34 protein-coding genes and 1 pseudogene are annotated in these 22,990 nt (G+C 50.4%); 32 read left to right on the forward strand and 3 right to left on the reverse strand.

The genetic code is table 11. The features are described from left to right. Window positions 1-80: 80 nt before the first annotated feature. From HV352_RS07120 to HV352_RS07270, 32 genes are all read left to right on the forward strand, one after another. On the forward strand, window positions 81-476 hold the full coding sequence (locus HV352_RS07120; protein ID WP_071684466.1) for a phage holin family protein: 396 nt from the start codon (window positions 81-83) through the stop codon (window positions 474-476). Next, on the forward strand, window positions 463-744 hold the full coding sequence (locus tag HV352_RS07125) for a phage holin family protein (RefSeq protein ID WP_048217455.1): 282 nt from the start codon (window positions 463-465) through the stop codon (window positions 742-744). The genes HV352_RS07120 and HV352_RS07125 overlap by 14 nt, the downstream gene beginning before the upstream one ends. After that, a complete protein-coding gene (locus tag HV352_RS07130; protein ID WP_181634495.1) occupies window positions 744-1,361 on the forward strand; it encodes a glycoside hydrolase family 19 protein in 618 nt (205 codons plus the stop codon). Before HV352_RS07125 ends, HV352_RS07130 begins: the two co-directional genes overlap by 1 nt. 7 nt (window positions 1,362-1,368) lie before the next feature. Beyond that, the gene (locus tag HV352_RS07135; protein ID WP_104651415.1) at window positions 1,369-1,638 is read left to right on the forward strand and encodes a hypothetical protein; all 270 of its coding nucleotides are present in this window, start codon (window positions 1,369-1,371) and stop codon (window positions 1,636-1,638) included. After that, window positions 1,595-1,801, forward strand: a complete 207-nt coding sequence (locus HV352_RS23660; RefSeq protein WP_104651450.1) for a hypothetical protein — start codon at window positions 1,595-1,597, stop codon at window positions 1,799-1,801. The genes HV352_RS07135 and HV352_RS23660 overlap by 44 nt, the downstream gene beginning before the upstream one ends. After that, entirely contained in the window at window positions 1,779-2,009 is a 231-nt protein-coding gene (locus tag HV352_RS07140; RefSeq protein WP_181634496.1) for a hypothetical protein, read from the forward strand. The genes HV352_RS23660 and HV352_RS07140 overlap by 23 nt, the downstream gene beginning before the upstream one ends. A gap of 342 nt (window positions 2,010-2,351) precedes the next feature. Next, a complete protein-coding gene (locus tag HV352_RS07145; RefSeq protein ID WP_181634497.1) occupies window positions 2,352-2,870 on the forward strand; it encodes a hypothetical protein in 519 nt (172 codons plus the stop codon). Between the two features lie 458 nt (window positions 2,871-3,328). Beyond that, complete coding sequence (locus tag HV352_RS07150; protein ID WP_181634498.1) at window positions 3,329-3,679, forward strand: HNH endonuclease signature motif containing protein; 351 nt, start codon at window positions 3,329-3,331, stop codon at window positions 3,677-3,679. A gap of 127 nt (window positions 3,680-3,806) precedes the next feature. Then, on the forward strand, window positions 3,807-4,304 hold the full coding sequence (locus tag HV352_RS07155) for a phage terminase small subunit P27 family (protein ID WP_075848475.1): 498 nt from the start codon (window positions 3,807-3,809) through the stop codon (window positions 4,302-4,304). Continuing rightward, window positions 4,301-6,034: a terminase large subunit gene (locus tag HV352_RS07160; RefSeq protein ID WP_131445660.1), complete on the forward strand. Its 1,734-nt coding sequence runs from the start codon at window positions 4,301-4,303 to the stop codon at window positions 6,032-6,034. Before HV352_RS07155 ends, HV352_RS07160 begins: the two co-directional genes overlap by 4 nt. Continuing rightward, on the forward strand, window positions 6,031-6,192 hold the full coding sequence (locus tag HV352_RS07165; protein ID WP_046671243.1) for a hypothetical protein: 162 nt from the start codon (window positions 6,031-6,033) through the stop codon (window positions 6,190-6,192). The genes HV352_RS07160 and HV352_RS07165 overlap by 4 nt, the downstream gene beginning before the upstream one ends. Beyond that, window positions 6,182-7,414 carry a phage portal protein gene (locus HV352_RS07170; protein ID WP_101701335.1) on the forward strand — a complete coding sequence of 411 codons (1,233 nt, stop codon included), beginning with the start codon at window positions 6,182-6,184 and terminating at the stop codon, window positions 7,412-7,414. The genes HV352_RS07165 and HV352_RS07170 overlap by 11 nt, the downstream gene beginning before the upstream one ends. Next, on the forward strand, window positions 7,407-8,006 hold the full coding sequence (locus tag HV352_RS07175; protein WP_101701334.1) for an HK97 family phage prohead protease: 600 nt from the start codon (window positions 7,407-7,409) through the stop codon (window positions 8,004-8,006). Before HV352_RS07170 ends, HV352_RS07175 begins: the two co-directional genes overlap by 8 nt. Window positions 8,007-8,015: 9 nt before the next feature. Further along, window positions 8,016-9,236, forward strand: a complete 1,221-nt coding sequence (locus tag HV352_RS07180) for a phage major capsid protein (protein ID WP_101701333.1) — start codon at window positions 8,016-8,018, stop codon at window positions 9,234-9,236. Between the two features lie 76 nt (window positions 9,237-9,312). Next, entirely contained in the window at window positions 9,313-9,636 is a 324-nt protein-coding gene (locus tag HV352_RS07185; RefSeq protein ID WP_101701332.1) for a head-tail connector protein, read from the forward strand. Continuing rightward, a complete protein-coding gene (locus HV352_RS07190) occupies window positions 9,633-10,046 on the forward strand; it encodes a phage head closure protein (protein ID WP_101701331.1) in 414 nt (137 codons plus the stop codon). The genes HV352_RS07185 and HV352_RS07190 overlap by 4 nt, the downstream gene beginning before the upstream one ends. After that, window positions 10,021-10,524: a hypothetical protein gene (locus HV352_RS07195; protein WP_101701330.1), complete on the forward strand. Its 504-nt coding sequence runs from the start codon at window positions 10,021-10,023 to the stop codon at window positions 10,522-10,524. Before HV352_RS07190 ends, HV352_RS07195 begins: the two co-directional genes overlap by 26 nt. Then, complete coding sequence (locus tag HV352_RS07200; RefSeq protein WP_181634499.1) at window positions 10,524-11,084, forward strand: hypothetical protein; 561 nt, start codon at window positions 10,524-10,526, stop codon at window positions 11,082-11,084. Before HV352_RS07195 ends, HV352_RS07200 begins: the two co-directional genes overlap by 1 nt. Window positions 11,085-11,092: 8 nt before the next feature. Next, entirely contained in the window at window positions 11,093-11,269 is a 177-nt protein-coding gene (locus tag HV352_RS07205; RefSeq protein ID WP_181634500.1) for a DUF2635 domain-containing protein, read from the forward strand. Beyond that, window positions 11,259-12,758 (forward strand): phage tail sheath subtilisin-like domain-containing protein, encoded by a 1,500-nt coding sequence (locus HV352_RS07210; RefSeq protein WP_181634501.1) that lies wholly within the window; start codon window positions 11,259-11,261, stop codon window positions 12,756-12,758. Before HV352_RS07205 ends, HV352_RS07210 begins: the two co-directional genes overlap by 11 nt. Continuing rightward, entirely contained in the window at window positions 12,758-13,114 is a 357-nt protein-coding gene (locus HV352_RS07215; RefSeq protein WP_181634502.1) for a phage tail tube protein, read from the forward strand. Before HV352_RS07210 ends, HV352_RS07215 begins: the two co-directional genes overlap by 1 nt. Further along, the gene (locus HV352_RS07220; RefSeq protein WP_005120659.1) at window positions 13,114-13,383 is read left to right on the forward strand and encodes a phage tail assembly protein; all 270 of its coding nucleotides are present in this window, start codon (window positions 13,114-13,116) and stop codon (window positions 13,381-13,383) included. Before HV352_RS07215 ends, HV352_RS07220 begins: the two co-directional genes overlap by 1 nt. Window positions 13,384-13,524: 141 nt before the next feature. Further along, a complete protein-coding gene (locus HV352_RS07225) occupies window positions 13,525-15,309 on the forward strand; it encodes a phage tail tape measure protein (RefSeq protein WP_181634503.1) in 1,785 nt (594 codons plus the stop codon). 73 nt (window positions 15,310-15,382) lie between these two features. Then, window positions 15,383-16,060 carry a hypothetical protein gene (locus HV352_RS07230; RefSeq protein ID WP_181634504.1) on the forward strand — a complete coding sequence of 226 codons (678 nt, stop codon included), beginning with the start codon at window positions 15,383-15,385 and terminating at the stop codon, window positions 16,058-16,060. 72 nt (window positions 16,061-16,132) lie between these two features. Then, window positions 16,133-17,434 carry a DNA circularization N-terminal domain-containing protein gene (locus HV352_RS07235; protein WP_181634505.1) on the forward strand — a complete coding sequence of 434 codons (1,302 nt, stop codon included), beginning with the start codon at window positions 16,133-16,135 and terminating at the stop codon, window positions 17,432-17,434. Then, window positions 17,431-18,510 carry a phage baseplate assembly protein gene (locus HV352_RS07240; protein ID WP_181634506.1) on the forward strand — a complete coding sequence of 360 codons (1,080 nt, stop codon included), beginning with the start codon at window positions 17,431-17,433 and terminating at the stop codon, window positions 18,508-18,510. Before HV352_RS07235 ends, HV352_RS07240 begins: the two co-directional genes overlap by 4 nt. Continuing rightward, on the forward strand, window positions 18,510-19,058 hold the full coding sequence (locus HV352_RS07245) for a phage baseplate assembly protein V (protein ID WP_181634507.1): 549 nt from the start codon (window positions 18,510-18,512) through the stop codon (window positions 19,056-19,058). The genes HV352_RS07240 and HV352_RS07245 overlap by 1 nt, the downstream gene beginning before the upstream one ends. Next, window positions 19,058-19,483: a phage GP46 family protein gene (locus tag HV352_RS07250; protein WP_181634508.1), complete on the forward strand. Its 426-nt coding sequence runs from the start codon at window positions 19,058-19,060 to the stop codon at window positions 19,481-19,483. Before HV352_RS07245 ends, HV352_RS07250 begins: the two co-directional genes overlap by 1 nt. Then, window positions 19,470-20,528 carry a baseplate J/gp47 family protein gene (locus HV352_RS07255; RefSeq protein WP_181634509.1) on the forward strand — a complete coding sequence of 353 codons (1,059 nt, stop codon included), beginning with the start codon at window positions 19,470-19,472 and terminating at the stop codon, window positions 20,526-20,528. Before HV352_RS07250 ends, HV352_RS07255 begins: the two co-directional genes overlap by 14 nt. After that, window positions 20,519-21,100, forward strand: a complete 582-nt coding sequence (locus HV352_RS07260; RefSeq protein WP_075849392.1) for a YmfQ family protein — start codon at window positions 20,519-20,521, stop codon at window positions 21,098-21,100. The genes HV352_RS07255 and HV352_RS07260 overlap by 10 nt, the downstream gene beginning before the upstream one ends. 11 nt (window positions 21,101-21,111) lie before the next feature. Further along, window positions 21,112-21,774 (forward strand): hypothetical protein, encoded by a 663-nt coding sequence (locus tag HV352_RS23665; protein WP_249415456.1) that lies wholly within the window; start codon window positions 21,112-21,114, stop codon window positions 21,772-21,774. 12 nt (window positions 21,775-21,786) lie between these two features. Further along, window positions 21,787-22,209, forward strand: a complete 423-nt coding sequence (locus tag HV352_RS07270; protein WP_181634510.1) for a tail fiber assembly protein — start codon at window positions 21,787-21,789, stop codon at window positions 22,207-22,209. A gap of 94 nt (window positions 22,210-22,303) precedes the next feature. Here the strand turns inward: HV352_RS07270 and HV352_RS07275 are convergent, their stop codons facing one another. The 3 genes and pseudogenes from HV352_RS07275 to HV352_RS07285 form a co-directional block, all read right to left on the reverse strand. Further along, window positions 22,304-22,549 carry a hypothetical protein gene (locus HV352_RS07275; protein WP_109018028.1) on the reverse strand — a complete coding sequence of 82 codons (246 nt, stop codon included), beginning with the start codon at window positions 22,547-22,549 and terminating at the stop codon, window positions 22,304-22,306. Further along, window positions 22,546-22,788, reverse strand: coding sequence for a DinI family protein (locus HV352_RS07280; protein ID WP_181634511.1), 243 nt, complete (start codon window positions 22,786-22,788; stop codon window positions 22,546-22,548). Before HV352_RS07280 ends, HV352_RS07275 begins: the two co-directional genes overlap by 4 nt. Before the next feature lie 92 nt (window positions 22,789-22,880). Further along, a pseudogene (locus tag HV352_RS07285) lies at window positions 22,881-22,961 on the reverse strand (DinI family protein); the annotation flags it as partial. Between the last annotated feature and the right edge of the window lie 29 nt (window positions 22,962-22,990).

Here is a 22,990-nt window from a genome sequence, read left to right on the forward strand (position 1 = left end):
ACCTTACCAAGGCCGCCTTAATGCGGCCTTTTTTGTTTCCCCTCGTTCTGAGAGGACTCACAGCAATAAGAGGGGGCTTAATGTCCGATCCTGTTTCTGGCACTACGGTCGCGGCTGGTGGACTGCTGGGAGCCAGCATGTTTGGTTTTGCAACCGGTATTGATTATGGCGTGGTATTTGGCGCATTCGCTGGTGCAGTATTTTATGTAGCGACAGCGGCAAATATCACACGAGTACGATTGATTGCTTACTTCATGACGTCATTCATTGTTGGCGTTCTTGCTGCTGGCCTGGTTGGTTCAAAGTTGTCACAAGCTACCGGGTATAGTGACAGGCCATTAGACGCACTTGGTGCTGTTGTAGTGGCGGCGATGACAATCAAAGTGCTCACATTTTTCAACAGTCAGGATTTGGGAAGCCTGTTCAGTATTCTTTCGCGATTCCGTGGAGGAGGGGCCAGCAATGGTAACAAGTGATCCGTCAGCGATGGTGAATGCAGGTATTTGTGCAGTCATCGTCCTTGTCCTGATGTTCTACCAGCGTGAAGGGGCAAGACATCGCCCCGCTATATCATTGCTGGCTTACTTCTTTGTGCTGGTCTATGCCAGTGTTCCATTCCGATATCTGTTTGGCCTCTACCAGGAGTCACACTGGATGGTGGTCATCGTAAACCTTCTTATTTGCGCTGCCGTCTTATGGGCTCGTGGGAACGTGGCGCGTCTCGTTGATACGCTGAGGCATTAATGAACCAATCACAATTTCAGCAGGCGGCTGGTATAAGCGCCGGGCTTTCTTCACGCTGGTTTCCACACATTGATGTGGCAATGAAAGAGTTTGGCATTGTTAAGCCTGAAGACCAGGCAATGTTTATTGCTCAGTCAGGACATGAATCAGCGGGGTTCTCTGCGCTGGTAGAGAGCTTCAACTACACCCCAGCCGCTCTGCTGACCACCTTTGGACGCCGCATTACGAACTACCAGGCCTATATGCTTGGGCGTGACAAAGAAAAAGGGCAGGTAGCCAATCAGCCAGCCATTGCAAATCTTGTGTACAGCAATCGCCTCGGTAACAAAGCATCGGGCGATGGGTGGAAATATCGTGGCCGTGGGCTGATTCAGATTACCGGTCTTGATAATTACCGCCGCTGCGGAACGGGATTAAAACTGGATTTAGTCAGTAATCCTGAGTTGCTGGAAAAGGATATCAACGCAGCACGGTCAGCTGCATGGTTCTATGCCACCAGCGGATGCCTGAGCTATTCCGGCGATCTGGTTCGCATCACTCAGATCATCAATGGTGGGCAGAACGGCATTAACGACCGCCGTAAACGTTACGCCAAAGCTAAAGCCGCACTGGTATGAGGTCGCTATGGGACTTGAAATGATTATCGGCCTGGCTGTTGCTGTACTGGCTGCAATTGCAGGTGCTTTTGGTCTGGGTAAATCACGCGGTACAAGTATCGCCGAAACAAAAGCGGACCAGCAGCGCACTGAAGAACGTGCAACTGCTACTGAAGCTGTTGCAGAGCGCCGGGTAGAAACAACAAAAGGAGCCAGGGATGTACAACAGACTGTTAATCATCTTCCTGATGACGATGTTGACCGTGAGTTGCGCGAAAACTTTACCCGCAAAACCTGAAGTAACGGACACGGCCTGTGACTGGGTGAACATCATTTACCTCACCGAGCACGATATTGCTGTGCTGGATAAGCAAACGAAGCGGGACATATTGGCGCATAACAAATCAGTGCAGGCTAACTGCAGGAAGGAGTCAGGGCGTGAACGTAGAGAACCTAAGTAACGCGCATTACATCTATAACGAAATGAAAGAGCTACAGCGACAGAAAGGCATGCTGGAAAGTGGTGCCGGGCTTGGTGTGACAATCCAGTCTACCTATCAGGATAATGCCTTTCTTGATGCCATACGCCCGCATGCAGTGACCGAACTGGATAGACGCATTCAGCAAAAGATCGAAGCACTTGCGAAACTCGGGGTGACATTCACTTAAAGGTTTTGTTGCTGTAGCGTTTAGTAAGTTCAAGGGTTATCCAAAAACATATTACATCAATGATTTTCTCAATATGTGGAGCGTATGCAAGTACAAGTTCGAGCGCGGTTTGGTGGTTCATTTTATCTCCTAGGCTTTATATGTGGAGATAGTCACGAGTTGCCATCTCCTATTGGAGTGCCTAAAGCTTGCACAGCATGTAGAAGCAGCAGTCTAGTGTACTAGACTGCTTGAATTCTCTGGATCAACCAAACACTTAAGCTCGACTGAATTGGCATTACATCAGGCATTCACTGAGTGCCTGTGATAATGCTAGAGTATCCCGTCACTTACGGAGGGATCATGTCAACAGCTGATAAAATTGCCTTGTTTTCAATGATAGGGACAACCGTTTCTGCCATTGTGTCAATGATAACCTTATTTTTTGCAAAAACTGCTTTAAACACTTGGAGACACCAAGAGGTTTTGAAATCTAAGAAAGATTTTAAAATGGCATTGTTAGAACTTAAGTTCGTAACCCTTTGGCAACCTGATGAAATCGATCCAGTACAACTTAGGATCGGAAGAAATCTTCTTTATAGTGGAAATGAGCTGAGAACAACTAAGCTTCTAGATGAGCAAATAAACGCTTTTAAAGGTCTGGCAAAAGAATTTGAAAAGTTAGAAGATTCTATGCAAATGTGTGCTAGATATTGGTTTGCTACGGAAAAGTTATTTAAAGATACAGATGTTGAAAAATTATGGGCCAATATTATGTCGGCATATAATCAATATACTCAAGGGAAGAAAAATCAAGATTATTTCATCAGGCATTTAGATGAACTAATTAAAGTAGATCTTTACTTTGTTTCTGCGTACTAAAATTCGCTAGTTCTACATCGCAGCCTGGCAATAGCGGGGATTTTTAACACAAGAGAACCTTGTTAAAGAGAGGTTCTCTTATTCGTCCTATCACATCACAAATTTAACTATCTGTATTATCTGCGACGGCGATATAAACGACCCAGAGCAGTCGCTCCAGCACTTCTTATTGATGGTTCATGGCTCTGTGTAAGATCCATAAGACGTTCAACAACGTCACTTGTGTCTGGGGCCCCTTCGCCTAGAGCCAATGCAGCTGCAATGACAACAGAAGGCTCGCGATCCTTAGTGAGAGTGATTAAACGGTCAACAATTTCTGAAAGCATAATAAAAGTCCTCTTATATCGGTAAGTTAAACATACATAGAGTAGATGATTATAACAATCAGGCATAGCAGCATAGATTGGTGAATCGCCTAACTTTGCTGGAAATAGTGATATTAGTTAAGGGGCCTTAATATGCCACCACGTACACCAAAGGCTTGTAGAGTGCGAGGTTGTCGCAACACGACAACCGATCCAGCAGGCTACTGTGAAAATCACAAAGGTGAAGGCTGGAAGTCCTATAAGCCAGGGCAATCCCGTCACCAGCGTGGCTACGGGACGAAGTGGGAAGTCATCCGGGAGCGGATACTTAAGCGCGACAAAGGGCTGTGTCAGAACCATCTTCGGAAGGGAGTCGTGAAGCAGGCGTCCTGTGTGGACCACGTCATGGCGAAGGCCCACGGCGGTACTGATGAAGACAGCAACCTTGAAAGCCTGTGCTGGTCGTGTCACGCAGCGAAGACCGCGCGTGAGCGTCTCAAGTGAGAATTGATGTCATCATCAGCCAGGGGAGGGGGGAGGTCAAATCTCTGCAACCGCGCGCCTTCCGGACTGCCCGCCTCCTCGTATTTTTATACCCGCGAAAAATGAAATTTAACCAGGAGTGTCGCTTATGGCTGGAACGGCGGGGCGTTCCGGGCGTCGCCCCAAGCCAACGGCGCGCAAGGAGCTGGCAGGGAACCCCGGCAAACGAGCCCTGAATAAAGAGGAACCTGTATTCACACCGATTAAAGGCGTGGCACCACCTGACTGGTTTTCTGAGGATGAAGGTCTGCCAATGGCGGCCGTCATGTGGGAACTGACCACGAAAGAATTATGTGGACAGGGGCTACTCTGTGTTACCGATCTTGCCGTACTTGAGCGCTGGTGTGTTGCCTACGAGTTCTGGCGCAGGGCGGTTAAAAATATCGCCAGAGACGGGCTGTCTATCACTGGTGCTATGGGGGGGAAGATAAAAAACCCTGAGCTAACCGCAAAGAAAGAGCAGGAATCGGAGATGAGTTCTACCGGCTCCATGCTTGGCCTTGACCCCAGCAGTCGTCAGCGACTGATTGGCCTTGCCGGACAGAAGAAAACCTCTAACCCATTCCTGAAGATGATCAACTCATGAGCCGGAAATCGTACCCCAACGTAAACGCCGCGAATCAATACGCCCGCAACGTTGTGCGGGGGAAAATTCCGGCGTGCCAGTTTGTCATTCAGGCCTGTCAGCGTCATATCGATGACATGGCGGCTGAAAAGAGTAAGAAATTTCGTTACCGCTTCGATAAAGACATGGCAGAAAAGGCTGCGAAATTTATCCAGCTGTTGCCACATACAAAAGGAGAGTGGGCATTCAAGCGGATGCCGATCACCCTGGAGGCATGGCAACTGTTTATTGTGTGCTGCGCCTTTGGCTGGGTCCAGAAAGGATCGAAGCTTCGTCGATTTCGCGAGGTTTACACGGAGATACCGCGTAAAAACGGGAAATCGGCCATTTCGGCGGGTGTGGCGCTGTACTGTTTTACCTGTGATAACGAGTTTGGCGCTGAAGTATATTCCGGGGCCACAACTGAAAAGCAGGCGTGGGAAGTATTCAGGCCCGCTCGTCTGATGTGTAAGCGCACACCGCTGCTGGTGGAAGCGTTCGGGATCGAAGTTAATGCATCCAACCTGAACCGGCCAGAAGATGGCGCGCGTTTTGAGCCGCTGATTGGTAACCCTGGGGACGGCGCTTCACCGCACTGTGCGATTGTTGACGAGTATCACGAACACCCAACAGATTCGCTCTACACCACAATGCTGACTGGTATGGGGGCGCGGCGACAACCGCTGATGTGGGCGATCACCACAGCAGGTTACAACATCGAAGGTCCATGCTACGACAAACGACGTGAAGTGATTGAAATGCTAAACGGCACGGTACCCAACGACGAGTTGTTTGGCGTGATCTATACGGTTGATGAAGGTGACGACTGGACTGATCCAAAGGTGCTTGAGAAAGCCAACCCGAATATGGGTGTCTCAGTCTACCGCGACTTTCTGTTAAGCCAGCAACAGCGTGCTATCAATAATGCTCGCCAGGCTGGCGTGTTCAAAACCAAGCATCTCAATATCTGGGTTGCTGCCCGAGCAGCTTTCTTCAACCTGGTATCCTGGCAGAACTGCGAAGATAAAACCCTGACCTTGGAAATGTTCGAAGGTCAACCATGTGTTCTGGCTTTTGACCTGGCGCGCAAGCTGGATATGAACAGTATGGCGCGGTTGTTCACCAGGGAAATTGACGGCAAGACACATTACTACAGCGTTGCTCCCCGCTTCTGGGTTCCCTACGACACAGTATTCAGTGTTGAAAAGAACGAAGATCGTCGTACTGCGGAGCGATTTCAGAAATGGGTTGAAATGGAACTGCTTACAGTTACTGATGGCGCTGAAGTGGATTACCGCTACATCCTTGAAGAGGCCAAAGCGGCAAACAAACTCAACCCGGTCAGTGAGTCACCGATTGACCCATTCGGCGCGACGGGGCTTTCACATGATCTGGCTGATGAAAGTCTTAATCCGATCACTATCGTTCAGAACTACACCAATATGTCAGACCCAATGAAAGAGCTGGAAGCAGCCATTGAGTCTGGGCGTTTTCATCACGACGGCAACCCGATAATGAGCTGGTGTATCAGCAACGTGGTGGGGAAATATCTGCCGGGGAACGATGATGTTGTGAAGCCTATCAAGGAGCAGAACGAAAATAAAATCGACGGCGCGGTGGCGCTGATAATGGCGATCGGACGGGCAATGCTTAAAGAGCCTGGCGATTTCCTCTCATCTCTTGATCCGGACGATGATCTCTTAATTCTATGAAATCACTTATTGCTGATGTTATCGGTATGGCCGGTTTCGGCCTGCTCACGTCTGGGTTTTACCTGCAGTTTGGTCTGGCCCCGGCTCTCATGTTCTCCGGCGGACTCCTGCTGGTCGGCGCCCTGGCTATAGCCAGAAGGGGGACGCGTGCTGCTTGATGCTATGTTCAGAAGTGAGTCACTGGAAAATCCTTCCACCCCGATTACCGGGGATGCTGTTGATACTGATGGGTTGTTCCGGGCAGATGTTTATGTCAGTCCTGAGACTGCGATGAAACTGGCGGCGGTGTATGCCTGTATCTATGTATTGTCTTCCAACCTTGCCCAGATGCCACTGCATGTTATGCGTAAGCACAATGGTAAGGTTGAACCCGCACGGGATCACCCTGCGTTTTATCTGGTTCATGATGAGCCAAACACCTGGCAGACCAGTTACAAATGGCGCGAGCTGAAGCAACGCCACATCCTCGGCTGGGGGAATGGGTACACCTGGGTGAAACGCAACCGCCGCGGCGAAGTAACTGCACTGGATTGCTGCATGCCATGGGAAACGACCCTGATTAATACCGGTGGTCGTTACACTTATGGGGTTTACAACGAAGAAGGCGCTTTCGCCATCAGCCCTGACGATATGGTTCACATTCGCGCGCTGGGTAATAACCAGAAAATGGGGCTTAGTCCAGTGATGCAGCATGCTGAAACAATCGGTATGGGCATGAGCGGTCAGAAGTATACGGAGAGCTTCTTTAGTGGGAATGCAAGGCCTGCTGGCATCGTCACGGTGAAGGGGGAAATTAAAAGCGAAGGATGGGAACGGCTCAAAAAGGTTTGGCAAAAAGCCGCGCTGGCGCTACGGAGCCAGGAAAACAAAACCATGCTGCTGCCTGCGGATCTGGATTACAGGGCATTGACTGTATCGCCAATTGACGCGCAGATCATCGACATGTCCAAGCTAAATCGCTCAATGATAGCCGGGATTTTCAACGTACCGGCACACATGATTAACGACCTCGAAAAAGCCACCTTCAGCAACATAACACAACAGGCCATTCAGTTTGTTCGTTACTCAATGATGCCCTGGGTGACGAACTGGGAGCAGGAGCTTAACCGTCGGCTGTTTACACGGGCAGAACTGGCAGCAGGTTATTACGTTCGCTTTAACCTTACTGGGTTGTTGCGCGGTACACCGCAGGAGCGCGCGCAGTTCTATCACTTCGCGATCACCGATGGCTGGATGAGCCGCAATGAAGCCCGTGCTTTTGAAGATATGAACCCGGTCGATGGGCTGGACGAAATGCTTGTCAGCGTTAATGCCGCTAACCCTGCAGACGATTTCAAGAAAAACAAAACCAAAACCGAAGAGGATAAAACCGATGAGTGATCGCGAGACTCGCTGTTACAGCGGTGAGGTCCGTGCCGAGCAGCAGGGCGAGCAGCCCACGCGAATTATCGGTTACGGCTCGGTGTTTAACAGTCGCTCAGAACCCCTCTGGGGGTTTCGCGAAATTATCAAACCAGGCGCTTTCGATGACGTGCTTGGCGACGATATCCGGGGGTTATTTAACCATGACCCGAACTTTATTCTGGGGCGTAGTTCGTCAGGAACGTTAAACGTGAATGTCGATGATAAAGGCCTGCGCTATGACATCGCGGCGCCGGATACTCAGACCATTCGCGATTTGGTACTGGCCCCGATGATGCGCGGTGATATCAACCAGTCGTCTTTTGCTTTCCGCGTAGCGCACGATGGTGAGAACTGGTATCAGGACGACGAAGGGATAGTCATTCGCGAAATTAATCGTTTTTCACGCCTCTTTGACGTCAGTCCGGTGACCTATCCGGCCTACCAGGAGGCTGATTCTGGCATCCGATCCATGAAAGCCTGGCAGGAGGCGCGCGACAGCGGTGCGCTACAGACCGCCATCACTCAACGAATGGCGCGTGAGCGCCTGCTGACTCTTCTTAACGCGTAAGGAAAATCCATGAAATTGCACGAACTGAAGCAGAAACGTAACACCATTGCCGCAGAGATGCGCGCCCTGCACGACAGCATTCCGGAAAATACTGTCTGGTCTGAAGAGCAGAATAAAAAATGGAATGATGCCCGCAGTCAATTGCAGGCGCTGGATGAGCGTATCGGGCGTGAGGAAGAACTTCGACGCCAGGATCAGACTTATGTTGACGATCAGGAGCCGGAACTGCGCGCCCAGCAGACTACACCGGAAAAACAGGCTGATGAACGCCGCGCCGCTGCGTTTGACCGCTTCCTGCGTAACGGATTTGCTGAACTGACCGCTGAAGAGCGTCAGGCAATTAAAGAACTGCGTGCTCAGGGAACCACACCTGATGATAAAGGTGGCTATACCGTCCCAACTCAGATGCGTAATACCATCATTGATTCAATGAAAGCCTACGGCGGAATCGTGAGCGTTGCGCAAATTCTTAATACCTCAAACGGTCAGGATATTACCTGGTCAACTTCTGACGGTACTGCTGAAGAAGGCGAACTGCTCGCAGAAAACAACGCGGCCAGTGAAGGTGATGTGACGTTCGGTACCGCGATCCTGGGTGCTAAGAAGTTGTCATCCAAAATTATCCGCGTATCTAACGAACTACTGCAGGACAGCGGCGTAGATATCGAATCATACCTTGCGGGGCGCATTGCACAACGTATTGGCCGCGGCGAAGCTAAATATCTGGTGCAGGGCACGGGTGCTGGCACACCACTGCAGCCAAAAGGGCTGGCGGCTTCAGTAACCGGGACTGTTTCTGCGGCGGCGGCCGCAGCATTCACCTGGCAGGAAATGAATAGCCTGAAACACGCGATTGATCCGGCATATCGCGGTGGTCCAAAATTTCGTTGGGCATTTAATGACGGAACGCTTCAGGTAATCGAAGAAATGGTGGATGATCAGAAGCGCCCACTGTGGCTCCCAGATGTTGTTGGTGGCTCTCCGGCAACCGTTCTGGGCATTCCCTATGTAATTGATCAGGCAATTGATGCCGCTGCAGCGAGTAAGAAATTTATTTTCCTGGGTGATTTCAATCGCTTCATTGTTCGCCGCGTTTCCTACATGACCCTGAAGCGTCTGGTAGAGCGTTATGCGGAGTATGATCAGACCGCATTCCTTGCTTTCCACCGCTTCGATTGCGTGCTGGAAGATACCGCGGCCATCAAAGCGCTGGTGGGTAAAGCACCGTAATCAATATTTCTGCTGTCTCCTGATGCCGCGTTAGCGGTTTTTTTGTGCCCGTCTTCAGGCGGGCATAGGGATATTTATGCTGCTGACTCTGAGCGAAATTAAGATCCAGCTGCGGCTGGAGGACGACTACACCGACGAGGATGAACTGCTGAAGTTGATCGGGAGCGCGGTACAGTCCAGGACGGAGAGTTTTCTCAACCGAACCCTCTATGACGAAAATACCGGCGTTCCAGATAACGATCCTGACGGGTTGGTTCTTACTGAGGATATTCGGCTGGGGATGCTGCTTCTAGCTACTCATTTTTATGAGAACCGCTCATCGGTATCTGAAGTGGAAAAAACGGAAATGCCCCAGTCTTTCAACTGGCTCGTCGGCCCTTATCGGTTCATCCCATTATGAAACTGAGACAGGCGCAAACAAGTGCGACATACCTGCTGCCCGATCCGGGTGAGCTTGATAAACGGGTGATACTCAGAAAACGGGTTGATGTCCCTTCTGCTGATTTTGGTACCGAATCTGAATATCCGGTGGTATTTCCGGTCTGGGCTAAGGTAATCCAGACCAGCGCGACGACATACCAGGAAACGGCTCAGACTGACAACGTGATCACGCATTACATCACCATCCGCTGGCGCCGCGGAATTACCAGCGATTTTGAGGTGGCGAAGGGGGAAGAGGTGTATCGCGTGAAGCGTGTTCGTGATCTAAACAGTAAACGACGGTTTCTGCTTCTTGAGTGCACCGAACTGGGTTTATTTACAGAAAATACCGGAGGGAATTCCAGTGGCGGAACCCTTTTTACACGTTGATTTTCAGCAGCCGAACGAAATGCGTTTCAACCGCGCGCGCGTTCGGCGTGCCTTTGTCACCATCGGCCAGCGCCATATGCGCGACGCACGCCGTCTGGTGATGCGCCGTGGCCGTTCTGAACCTGGTGAAAACCCCGGTTACCAGACAGGCCGCCTGGCTAAATCCATCGGTTACATGGTGCCTAAAGCCAGTGCTAAACGACCAGGTTTTATGGCTCGAATCGCACCGAACCAGAGGAACGGGCAGGGTAACCGGCTCATCACCGGCGATTTTTACCCGGCATTTCTCTTCTACGGTGTGCGCGGTGGCGCAAAACGTCGGCGCAGTCATCACCGTGGCGCTTCTGGTGGTAGTGGCTGGCGGCTGGCACCGCGTAACAATTTTATGGTTGAGACACTCAACAAAAATAACCCGTGGACGCGCTACTACCTGGCGCGTGAACTGCGGCTATCACTCAAACCGGAGAGGCGACGCTGATGAAACTGGCCCCGATTATTGCAGCACTACGGGCGCGTTGCCCGGAATTTCAGAATCGTGTGGCGGGTGCTGCGCAGTTTAAGGACTTGCCGGAAGTCGGGAAGATGAAACTGCCGGCGGCTTATGTTGTTCCTGGAGATGATTCGCCAGGGGAGCAGAAGAGCCAGGCTGACTACTGGCAGGATTTAACCGAAGGGTTTTCCGTCATTGTGTTTGTCAGCAATGGTCGGGATGAGCGCGGTCAGTTTGCCTCATATGATGTTGTTCACGATGTACGACAGTCACTGTTTAAAGCGCTCTTGGGCTGGAATCCTGAAGAGCGAGGAAACCCGATCACCTATGCAGGCGGCACGCTGCTTGATGTGAACCGGCATGAACTGAGCTACCAGTTCGATTTCTCTGTGTTGAAAGAGCTTTCAGAAGATGACACTCGTCAGCAGGACGAGCTGAACGATCTGGATGATTTTAAAACGCTGGCGATTGATGTTGATTTTATCGATCCGGGACATGGCCCCGATGGGGAGCCCGAGCATCACACAGAGATAACTCTTCCCTCCTGAGGAAACCCATGTTTGTAAAACCCAAAAACGGGCGGTCAGTACATGACCCTGCCCGAGGCGACCTTTTGCCTGTTGAAGGGCGAAATGTTGAAGAAAGCAGCTACTGGCTGCGCCGGGAAGCCGCTGGCGATATCAGGCGCGTGAACAAAGTTAAACAGAAAAAGGTGGAAACCAATGACCGTTAGTTTCAGCACTATCCCGGCAAATACGCTGGTGCCACTGTTTTATGCTGAGATGGATAATTCGGCGGCAAATACAAGTCAGGAGTCAGCGCCATCATTGCTGCTGGGCCATGCGAATACAGGTGCGTCAATTCAGCCTGATTCACTGGTGCTGATGCCGTCCGCTGATTACGCAAAGCAAATTTGTGGTCCCGGTAGTCAGCTTGCACGCATGGTTGCTGCGTATCGTAAAACCGATCCTTTTGGTGAGCTATACATCATTGCTGTCCCTGAGCCAGCGGCAGGAGTGGCGGCCACGTATACCCTGACCGTAACTGGCGCAGCAACTGAGAGCGGCATGGTGAATGTTTATGTCGGGCGTACTCGTATTCAGGCAGCAGTTGTAAGCGGTGATGATGTTGAGGCTGTGGCATCAAGCATCAAAGATGCAATCAATGCTGATCCTATGTTGCCGGTTATCGCTTCGTCTGCTGCTGGCGTGGTCACGCTGACAGCACGTCACAAAGGTCTGAGCGGGAATGAAATCCCTGTCGTTCTGAATTATTACGGTTACGGTGGTGGTGAAGTGTTGCCTGCAGGCATAGCGGTAGCCGTCGCTGCTGGCGCTGCCGGAACGGGGGCTCCGTTACTCAATGGCGCTATTGCCGCTATGGCTGATGAGCCGTTTGATTATATTGGCCACCCGTTCAATGATTTGGCCTCGGTTAATGCATTTGTCAGCGAAATGAACGATACCAGCGGTCGCTGGAGCTACGCGCGCCAGCTGTATGGCCACGTTTATACCTCGAAACTCGGAACGCTCTCTGAGCTGGTTGCCGCAGGGGATCAGCTTAACCAGCAGCACATTACTCTGGCGGGCTACGAGAAAGAAACGCAGACTCCGGCAGATGAGCTAGCGGCCAGTCGTACCGCGCGCAATGCGGTATTTATCCGCAATGATCCGGCGCGCCCAACCCAGACAGGTGAACTCGTGGACATGCTACCAGCGCCAAAAGGGAAGCGCTTCACGATGACCGAGCAGCAGTCTCTGCTGTCACATGGGATTGCAACCTCATACGTTGAAAGCGGCACGCTGCGCATTCAGCGCGACGTTACAACGTACAAGAAAAACGCCTATGGTGTTGCAGACAACAGCTATCTCGACAGCGAGACGCTGCATACCAGCGCTTATGTCTTGCGCAGGCTGAAATCGGTTATCACCAGTAAATATGGGCGCCATAAACTGGCAAACGACGGTACCCGTTTTGGCCCCGGCCAGGCGATTGTTACTCCGGCGGTAATCAAAGGTGAGCTTCTGGCAACCTATCGCCAAATGGAACGCGCCGGGATCGTAGAAAATTACGACCTGTTCAAGCAATACCTGAAGGTTGAACGTGATGCGACAAACCCAAACCGTATCAACACCCTGTTCCCGCCTGACTACGTTAACCAGCTGCGAGTGTTTGCGGTCGTTAACCAGTTCCGCCTTCAGTATCAAGAGGAGTCCGCATAATGCCGCGCATTGCAGGTACTTGTTATTTCAAAATTGATGGTCAGCAATTATCCATGACCGGCGGTATTGAGGTACCGATGAACACTAAGGTCAATGATGATGTTATTGGCCTTGATGGCTCGGTAGATCGTAAAGAAACGCACCGCTCGCCGTATATCAAAGGCACCTTCAAAGTGCCGAAAGATTTTCCGGTCAACAAGGTCACCACCTCGGACCAGATGACTATTACCGCCGAACTGGCAAATGGTCAGGTTTATGTCTTGTCGTCTGCCTGGCTGCACGGTGAGGCAAACCACAATGCCGAAGAAGGTACGGCGGATCTTGAATTCCACGGTGAAGAAGGGGATTACCAGTAATGAAAGAACTTGAACTGAACCATCCAGTAACCGCGCATGGAGAAACGATCAGCGTCCTGGAGTTTAACGAGCCGACTGGTAAAGACGTTCGTGAACTTGGTTATCCGTACCAGATGAATCAGGACGAATCCATCAAACTGCAGGCGCATATTATCGCGAAGTACATTGTCCGGCTGGCAAATGTACCGCTGAGCACGGTAGATCAGATGAAACCCGGCGACCTGAATAGTGCTGGTTGGCTGGTTGCAGGTTTTTTCCTCCAGGCCTGACTGCCGATTATCTCACTAATTGCTTTTTTGACTGCGCCAGTTACTGGCGCATTAATCCATTTGAATTGCTGAAAATGCCAATCAGTGAGATTCCGCTGCTGGTCAGTCAGGCAAACAGAATAGAGCAGGAGAAGAAAGGCAATGGCTGAATTTGAGCTCAAGGCCCTGATTACTGGCGTTGATAAACTATCTCCTGCGCTTTCACGTATGCAGAAGAACATCCGTGGTTTCAAGCGCCAGGCAGAGGAAGCTTCAAAGGGAGGATTAGCGCTGGCTGGTGGTTTGGCTGCTGGATTGACTGTATCGCTGAAAGCCTATGCGGATCAGGAGAATGCGGCTACAGGGCTGAAGGTCGCGATGATGCAGGCGAACGGAGAAGTCGGCAATAGTTTTGAAAAAATAAACAAACTGGCTGTTGGGCTTGGGAATCAGTTACCTGGCACGACTGCTGATTTTCAGAACATGATGCAGATGCTTGTTCGACAGGGTATTCCGGCAGAAAACATTCTGGGTGGGGTAGGCAAAGCGACTGCATACCTTGCTGTACAGCTTAAAAAAACACCTGAAGCAGCGGCAGAATTCGCCGCAAAAATGCAGGACGCAACTGGGACCGCATCAGATGACATGATGGGATTATTCGATACTATCCAGAAGGCATTCTATCTGGGGGTTGATGATACCAACATGCTGTCGTTCTTCACAAAGACCAGCTCAGTTCTGAAGATGGTTAATAAGGACGGATTGAAAGCCGCTCAGGGACTTGCTCCGATCAGCGTCATGATGGACCAGATGGGTATGCAGGGAGAGTCAGCCGGTAACGCCCTTCGAAAAGTCATTCAATCTGGCCTTGATCTTAAAAAAGTCAGAGCGACTAACAAAGGATTGAGGAAACAACGTATTCGGCTAGACTTTACGGACGGAAAAGGAGGTTTTGGTGGTCTGGACAAAATGTTCAGCCAGTTGGCCAAGCTCCGAAAGCTGACAGATACGGATAAAACTTCAGTACTGAAAACTCTCTTTGGCGATGATGCTGAAACCCTGCAGGTTGTGAATGCCCTGATCGACAAAGGTAAAGACGGCTACGATCAGATCCAGCAAAAAATGAATAAACAGGCCAGCCTGAATAATCGAGTTCAGGCCCAGCTGGGAACTCTTACCAACCTATGGGAGGCGATGACAGGGACGGCCACAAATGGACTCGCAGCTATAGGTGGTGCTTTTTCATCGGACACTAAACAGATTGTTAATTGGCTTGGTGACCTCGGGGAAAAATTTTCTAACTTTGCCGAGAAAAATCCTGATGTAATCAGGGGAGTAGTCGGCCTTGTTGCTGGTCTTGCTGCTTTAAAGCTTGGGTTTATGGGAGTTAACTTTGCTTTAGGTCTGGTGAGTAAGACTATATCAATGTCCCCGTGGGGGATATTGTTCAGACTTATTGCAATAGCCGCAGGTTATATCATTGCCAACTGGAGTACGGTAGGCCCGTGGTTTAAAGAAATGTGGGATAAGATTGGGCCATATTTCCAAGTCGGATGGGAGTTGATGAAAACAGTCTTTGGTTGGACACCACTAGGATTGATCATCAATAACTGGGGGCCAGTTGTTAAGTGGTTCCAGGATATGTGGAACAAGCTCAAACCTATTATTGAATGGTTCTCTGATGGAGCCAGTGACACTGTTGCTGCTGCTAACGCTGCGCAGTGGAGCGCTGGCGGTTACGGTGCTTATGGTTCCGGAGTGGCAAGCACTGGGTATAACCCCTACCAGATTAAGAAGGGAACCTCTGCCAACCCCAAGAGTACGGTGACAGTCCAGTTTGAAAATGCACCTCCAGGGATGAAGGTGACTGAATCTCGATCATCTGGAATTGATGTAAACCATGATGTTGGATATACCAGAATCGGACGGTTCGGCATGGGCGGGTAATTCTTGTATTGACGGTGTGTACAACGGTGCTTCATGTTACTGTTGGAAATAAATAGACACAGGAGATACTGGAATGGCAAAAAAAATGCTTTTACAGGCCGCTGTGGTAGCGGCTGTTTTAGCGCTATCTGGATGTAAGATTGAACTTGGCTCATTGATTCCAATGTCAGGACTGACAGGTCAAGACATAAAAACTTCTACAGCGGAGCTTTACCTAGAGGTGCCTTCTTGTGATAGCTATGAGGATTCTCGGCAGCCATCTCAAGGACTAATCGATGCAAAGAACCAAATTGCATCTTTATTTTCTGGAAGCGAGTTCAAAGAGTGTTTTAAAAAGAAACTCGACAGCTTTGCTTTATTCACAGTTCCATTGGCATATGGCCCTGACAGCAAAATAAAAGACAACCCGGCACAGTTGAGAGTTCTTTATAACGAAAAGAAATTTGCTTACTTTGAAGTTGGAGCAGATTTAAAGAAAAAATTGAATCAAGTAAAAAATAAACCATCTATAGCTGGAGGGTTTAACCCATCAGATGTTTCTATTTTTATTACTTTGGTTAATGATACCGGGCATGATATTAAATCAGGTTTTGCAGGTGCTTACTTAGGTGGTACCCCAGTGATTCAGGCTGATGGAATAGGTATTCCAAATGGGAAGCAACTTACATTAAAGCTGTCAGATGTGACAACATCGGTTATTTTTGATGATTCTCAAAATAATTACGCATGGTTCATGACTGATATTCAATGAGTTGTAAATGATTCGTTTTATTTCGTAGAGATAAAACCCGCTTCGGCGGGTTTTTTTATGCCCGGAGTTACTATGGCGTGGAAAGATCGGCTGGTGGATGCGTCGTTTCGTGGCGTTCCGTTCAAAACTGAAGACGAGAGTCTAACCGCTGGGCGGCGCGTCGAAACACACGAATTTGTGAACCGTAATAAGCCCTATACGGAAGACCTGGGCAAAGCAACTTCAAGACCTAAATTTTCTGCCTATGTCATCGGGGATGACTGCTACGAGCAACGTGACAGACTGATTGAGGCTCTCAATAAGCCGGGGCCGGGGACCCTTATCCATCCAGCATATGGCGAGATGAGCGTTTGCGTCGATGGCGAAATTAACGTGAGTTCATCGAGCAGTGAAGGGCGCATGGTGCGCTTTGATCTTCGTTTCGTTGAGGCTGGTGAACTTACTTATCCGACATCAGGTACCGCGACGGCTAACACGCTGGTTTCTTCCTGCTCTGCTCTTGATGACTGCATCAGCGATAACTTTGACCAGTTTGGCATGGACGGAATGCCTGATTTTGTACAGAGCGGTGTGATTGACGATGCGACCAGCATGCTGGGCTATGTCTCTGACAAAATGGCGATGGTCGATTCTGGTATTTCCGCCGCCGCACGGCTAATGCAGGGGGATATCTCTGTTCTGCTCCCGCCGCCATCTTCAGGCAAGGGCTTCGTTGACCAGTTGCAGGCAATGTGGCGTTCGGGGAATCGGCTCTCTGGTAATGTCAGCGACCTGTTCACAATGATTAAAAACTTTTCAGGTATCTCCATGGGGAGTGATCTGGCACCGCGTGGCGTATGGAAAACGGACAGCAAGACGACGCAGAGCCAGAAACAGCAAAGTAATTATGTTGCCGGCGCGGTTCGCACAACAGCAATAAGCGAAGCGGCTTATGCTGTCACGACGTTACCTGCTCCAGTTGTCACGACAAGCGAGCAAAGCCAGCAGTCCACTGGCTGGCCTTCTGTTACTCATCCTGAGCTGAATAATGCTCCTGATGAAGCGACAGTTGTCGACGTGCCTACATGGGATGATCTGGTCGATATCCGTGACACGCTGAATACTGCTATTGATAAAGAACTATCCCGCACGACCGATGATCGTTTGTTTCTGGCTTTGCGCAGAGTGAAGTCTGACCTTAACAACGACATAAAACACCGCCTGATACAGACCCAAAAGACCGTTATCAGAACGCCTGATGAGGTAACTCCTGCACTGGTTCTGGCGGCAACCTGGTTCGATAACGCTTCACGGGAGTCTGACATTGTCAGGCGCAATGCTGTGGCTCACCCGGGCTTTGTGCCGGTAGCTCCGCTGAGGGTTCCTGTACGATGAACGATAACGTGACTCTCCGTGTTAACGGTCGTGAGTGGGGGGGCTGGACGTCAATTCGTATTGGTTGCGGGATTGAGCGTTTGGCCCGAGATTTTAGTGTAGAGATTACCCGCCAGTGGCCCGGTGGTGATGGTGTTGCGTCACTTCAGCCCAGGGTTAAAAACGGCGACAAGGTTGAAGTTCTAATCGGTGCTGACTTGGTGGTTACCGGTTGGGTTGAAGCAACGCCGGTTCGCTATGATGCGCGATCAATTAGTGTCGGAATTAGCGGGCGTAGTCTGACCGCCGATCTGATTGATTGTGCTGCTGAGCCGACTCAATTCAATGGGCAATCACTCGTTCAGGTTGCCTCGGCGCTTGCCAGACCTTTTGGCATTGCGGTGATAAACGCTGGCGCGCCGGGTGGTGTTATACCCGGCGTGCAACCCGACCACGGTGAAACGGTTATTGAAGTCCTGAACAAGATGCTTGGACAGCAGCAGGCGCTGGCCTACGACGATCCGCGTGGAAGGCTGGTAATCGGCGGCATTGGTACCACGCGCGCTCATACAGCTCTGGTGCTGGGAAAAAACGTTATTTCCTGTGATACCGAAAAAAGTATTCGTGAACGTTTTTCCACTTATCAGGTTTCTGGTCAGCGCGCCGGAAATGATGATGATTTTGGTGCTGCTACCACGACGGCTCTTCGTGCAAAAACAACAGATGCCTCAATTGGCCGTTACCGCCCTATGGCAGTACAACAAACAGGGCAGTCCACTGGCGCCAGTTGTATTGCGCGCGCCGAATTCGAGGCGCGACAACGCGCTGCACGTACCGATGAAGCCACGTACACGGTGTGGGGCTGGCGACAGGGGGATGGTTCTCTGTGGCAGCCAAACCAGCGGGTTATTGTTTTCGATCCGATCTGCGGCTTCAACAACCGCGAACTCCTCATCTCTGAAGTCTCATTCACTAAAGACAATAACGGCACCCTGACAGAGTTACGCGTCGGGCCGCCGGATGCCTATCTTCCTGAGCCCGAAGAGAGCAGTCAGAAGCGTGCTAAAAAACGCAAAGTCAAAGAGGACACGTTCTAATGGGAGTAATGCAAAGCCTTCAGAGACAGGTTCTGGGACTCATTGGACGCGCTGTTGTGAAGAGTATCAACGCAGCTTCCAAGTGCCAGATGATAGATGTTGAGTTACTGGCTGGGCAGCAAAAGGCGGGTATTGAGCACCTTGAACCCTATGGCTTCACTTCTCGTGCACAAGCGGGGGCTGAGGCTGTTGTTTTGTTTCCTGATGGTGACCGTTCTCACGCCGTTGCGATCACCGTGTCTGATCGTCGCTATCGCATGAAGGGGCTCAAAACGGGGGAGGTTGCTCTCTACGATGACCAGGGGCAGTCAGTCACGCTGACACGCGCCGGGATTGTTGTTGATGGTGGTGGCAAGGTGATTACGTTTAAAAACGCGCCTAAAGCCCGCTTTGAAATGGATATTGAGTCAACGGGCCAGATCAAAGACCTCTGTGATACTTCTGGCCAGACAATGTGGGCGATGCGTGTTGCTTATAACGGGCATAAACACAGAGAAAACGGGCAGGGCAATAACACCGATACACCTGATAAACAAATGGAGGTGTGATGGAACTCTGGCTTACGGTAAATGGGAAACGGGTAAGCGCCGGTTCTCAGCTTGATCCGCTCACCCGCGCTGTAGTGATTTCTTTATTCACCCACCGCCGCGCCGATCCTGATGATAAAGCTGATGTTCCGATGGGGTGGTGGGGCGATACCTGGCCGGTTGTCGCGAACGACCGTTATGGTTCGAAATTGTGGCTACTCCAGCGGAGCAAGCTCACGAACGCCCTGGTGAATACCGTGCGCAACTATCTGCGTGAAGCTCTTCAATGGATGCTGGATGACGGTGTGGTATCTCGTATCGACATTGATATCCAGCGAACCGGTATTAATGAACTGGGGAATAAGATTGTTCTCTGGCGACGGGATGGTCCGGTAACGATTTCTTTTAACGATCTGTGGAGTGTAATCACCAATGGCGGACAGTGAATTTCAGCGGCCAACATTGGCCGAAAACATCAGCATGATCCGCACAGACCTTTTTGCACGCCTTGACATCAATGATGAGCTTCGCCGCATGGATGAAGATGTCAGGGCCAAGGTTTATGCCGGGGCGCTGCATACGGTTTATGGCTATATCGATTATCTGGCGATGAATATGCTGCCTGACCTGTGCGATGAGTCATGGCTTTATCGGCATGCTGCTATGAAGCGATGCCCGAGAAAAGATGCCGTGGCCGCATCTGGTTTTATGCGCTGGGATGGCGTAACGAACGGGCTGAAGGTGAGCGCCGGCTCGGTAATTCAGCGTGACGATTTCGTCCAGTACATCGTTCAGGCAGACGCAACAAGTGCCGGTGGCGTGCTTCGTGTACCCGTTGTCTGCAGCATGACAGGTATGACCGGAAACATGGATGATGGTGAGGCGCTCTCACTGGTTACGCCGGTTAACGGACTTCCTTCCGGCGGCATGGCCGATACGGTCACTGGCGGTTTTGATATTGAAGACCTTGATGTCTGGCGTGCCCGTGTCCTGGAACGCTACTACTGGACCCCGCAAGGCGGCGCTGACGGAGATTATGTTGTCTGGGCAAAAGAAGTGCCCGGCGTAACACGCGCGTGGACTTACCGGCACTGGATGGGGACGGGAACGGTCGGCGTTATGATTGCCAGTAGCGACCTGATTAACCCGATTCTTGATGATGCAACAGTTGCTGCGGCTCAGGCACATATTGAACCGTTGGCGCCCGTAGCGGGTTCAGACCTCTATGTATTTAAGGGGACGCCAAAAACGGTCAACTACACCATTGACCTGAACCCGGATACTCCTGAAATACGCGCCGCAGTTGAGGCCGAGCTTCGTTCATTCCTGCTGCGTGACGGCTATCCGGAAGGGACGCTTGAGCTTTCCCGTACAAACGAGGCGATTTCTATAGCTGCCGGTGAGTACAGCCATAAGCTACTTTCTCCAACAGTTGATACGCCAGTTGCAAAAAATGAACTGGCTGTACTGGGGGTAATAACGTGGGCGTGAGTAATGATGATTATGTCCAGTTACTGAGTGCGCTGCTTCCACCCGGACCTGCATGGTCAGTTGACGATGTTGCAATAAGTGGCGTAGCGCCTTCTTTGCTCAGGGTGCATCAGCGTGCTGATGAACTCATGCAGGAGCTTGATCCGCGTACCACAACAGAACTTATTGACCGATGGGAGCGGTGCTGCGGTCTGCCTGATGAATGCATACCATCAGGAACACAGACGTTACGGCAGCGACAGCAACGGCTGGACGCAAAAGTTAATCTTACCGGAGGAATCAACGAAGATTTCTATCTTCGTCAACTGGCCGCTCTGGGGAAGCCCGGCGCCACTATCACGCGCTATAACAAGGGACCTTTCAAATGTACGTCGTCGTGTATGGATGCGACCTATTCAACTGAATGGCGTTATTACTGGCAGGTAAATATGCCAGCTTCAACGGACGCCACCTGGATGACCTGCTCAGACAATTGCGAAACGCCCATTCGTTACTGGGGCGATACTGTTGCCGAGTGCGTTATCAATAAACTGTGCCCGTCCCATACCTACGTAATATTCAAATATCCGTAACCGGAGACATTATGCATCGCATTGACACACCTACTGCGCAGAAAGATAAATTCGGCGCGGGCAAGAACGGCTTTACTGCAGGTAACCCCCAGACAGGAACCCCGGCCACAGATCTTGATAACGATTATTTTGATATGTTGCAGGAAGAACTGGCGGGAGTTGTAGAAGCAACCGGCGTTAATCTGGATAAATCAAAACATAACCAGTTACTTACTGCCCTGAAGGCGCTGCTGTTAAGCCGTGCACATCCTTTTGCAGATATTAAGGCAGACGGAGCTGCAGCAATTGCAGAGGCTCTCTCAAACCTTGGTCTGGGAGAATTGGCTCTGGCAGGGACGATCACCGGCGTTTTTGATACCAATGGCTACATGAAAATCCCGGCAATTATTGGCGGCGTGAAGAAGACACTCATCATTCAATGGGGACAGGGAAATAACACACCTTCAGCCACGTCTCAGACCTCATACCCTATTCCATTCCCGGAAAAGGTCTTTCAGGTAATCCCTATTGGCTTTCAGGTCGCTGGAAACCAGCAATCATACGTAACGCTTAACAGTACAACTCCGTTAGATAAATTTACCTGGAACGGCTTCTTCGCATCAGGAGGAACAGCTCCAGCATTAAGTTCGCAAGCTGGACAGGTTAGCTGTCGCTATATCGTTATTGGCTGGTAAGGAGGCAATAAAATGTACCAGTATTCACCATCTACAAATTCGTTTTATCCGGATGATTTGCTTTCTGTATATGAAGAAGCAGGAACTCTGCCGAATGATCTGATCCCAGTTTCTGAGGATGTATTTCGCGAGTTCACCGCCACGCCTGAACCGGGCAAAATGAGAGTTGCAGGCAGTGACGGCCTGCCTGCATGGGGTGATATTCCGCCGCCCACCCATGAAGAATTGATCGCCATTGCCGAACAGGTACGACAGCAACGACTGACCCATGCTGATGCGGTAATGCTCGACTGGCGAACTGAGTTAATGCTGGGTGAAATCAGCGACTCCAACAGAGCGAAACTGTCGGCATGGCTGGCTTATAAAAACGAGGTTAAGTCGGCTGATGTAACAACCGACCCTGAGCATGTTAACTGGCCCGATGCCCCTGAATGATTTATTTGCCGCGACCTGACATATGCAAGTTCTGGACGCGGCTAGGTTTAGTTTTCATGTCATGGCGCAGTGATGAGTATATTAGCGCATGAAGTTATTGCCAGATTCCTTTTCCTATTTTTGTCGCGGCTGTAATTGCTTGTGCTGTACTGCCGAACAGTTGCTGCGCTGCCATCTGCCACTTGTTTTCTTTGTGAACTAACAGTAAATATTGTTTTAAGGTATCAGCATCGAAAACAACGGCAAACGTGAGCATGTCCTTTGATGGCTCTGGAAGCACATTATCTGGCGGGAAGTAAATTCTTATCCCGGAAATAATTATGTTGTCGATGTCCATCATTCATCTACCAGCCACATATCAGCCTCTTCAAACATTTCCTGAACAGTACGGCTTATCTGTTCCTTCTCATGCTTGCTGGCGTCAGTGTTGATCGCCGGCAGTGTCATCATCGGTTTAACCCGGACATCAGCATCCGGAAAAATCCGGTGAACCCTCTTACTCAATTCGCCCAGAATGATATCTTTTGCACTGGGCAGACCATCAAAATTCCTTTTGTCATAAACGAGTTCCACGAACATTGCTTATTGCCTCTTTACTGGTTGGATATACAGTATTTATACTGTGTTTTTATCCAGTGTTCAAGAAGGGGTTAATGATGCCACGACGTAGCGATATTGAAATAGCCTGGCATGCTTCGATACAGCGAGAACCGAATGGTCGGAAGACTGTCACCACACAGCGGTTTGTCCAGGAACTGGGTAAGGTTAACTGGCACTGGAC

It is taken from the genome of Citrobacter sp. RHBSTW-01044 (assembly GCF_013781945.1).
GTDB lineage: Bacteria > Pseudomonadota > Gammaproteobacteria > Enterobacterales > Enterobacteriaceae > Citrobacter > Citrobacter braakii.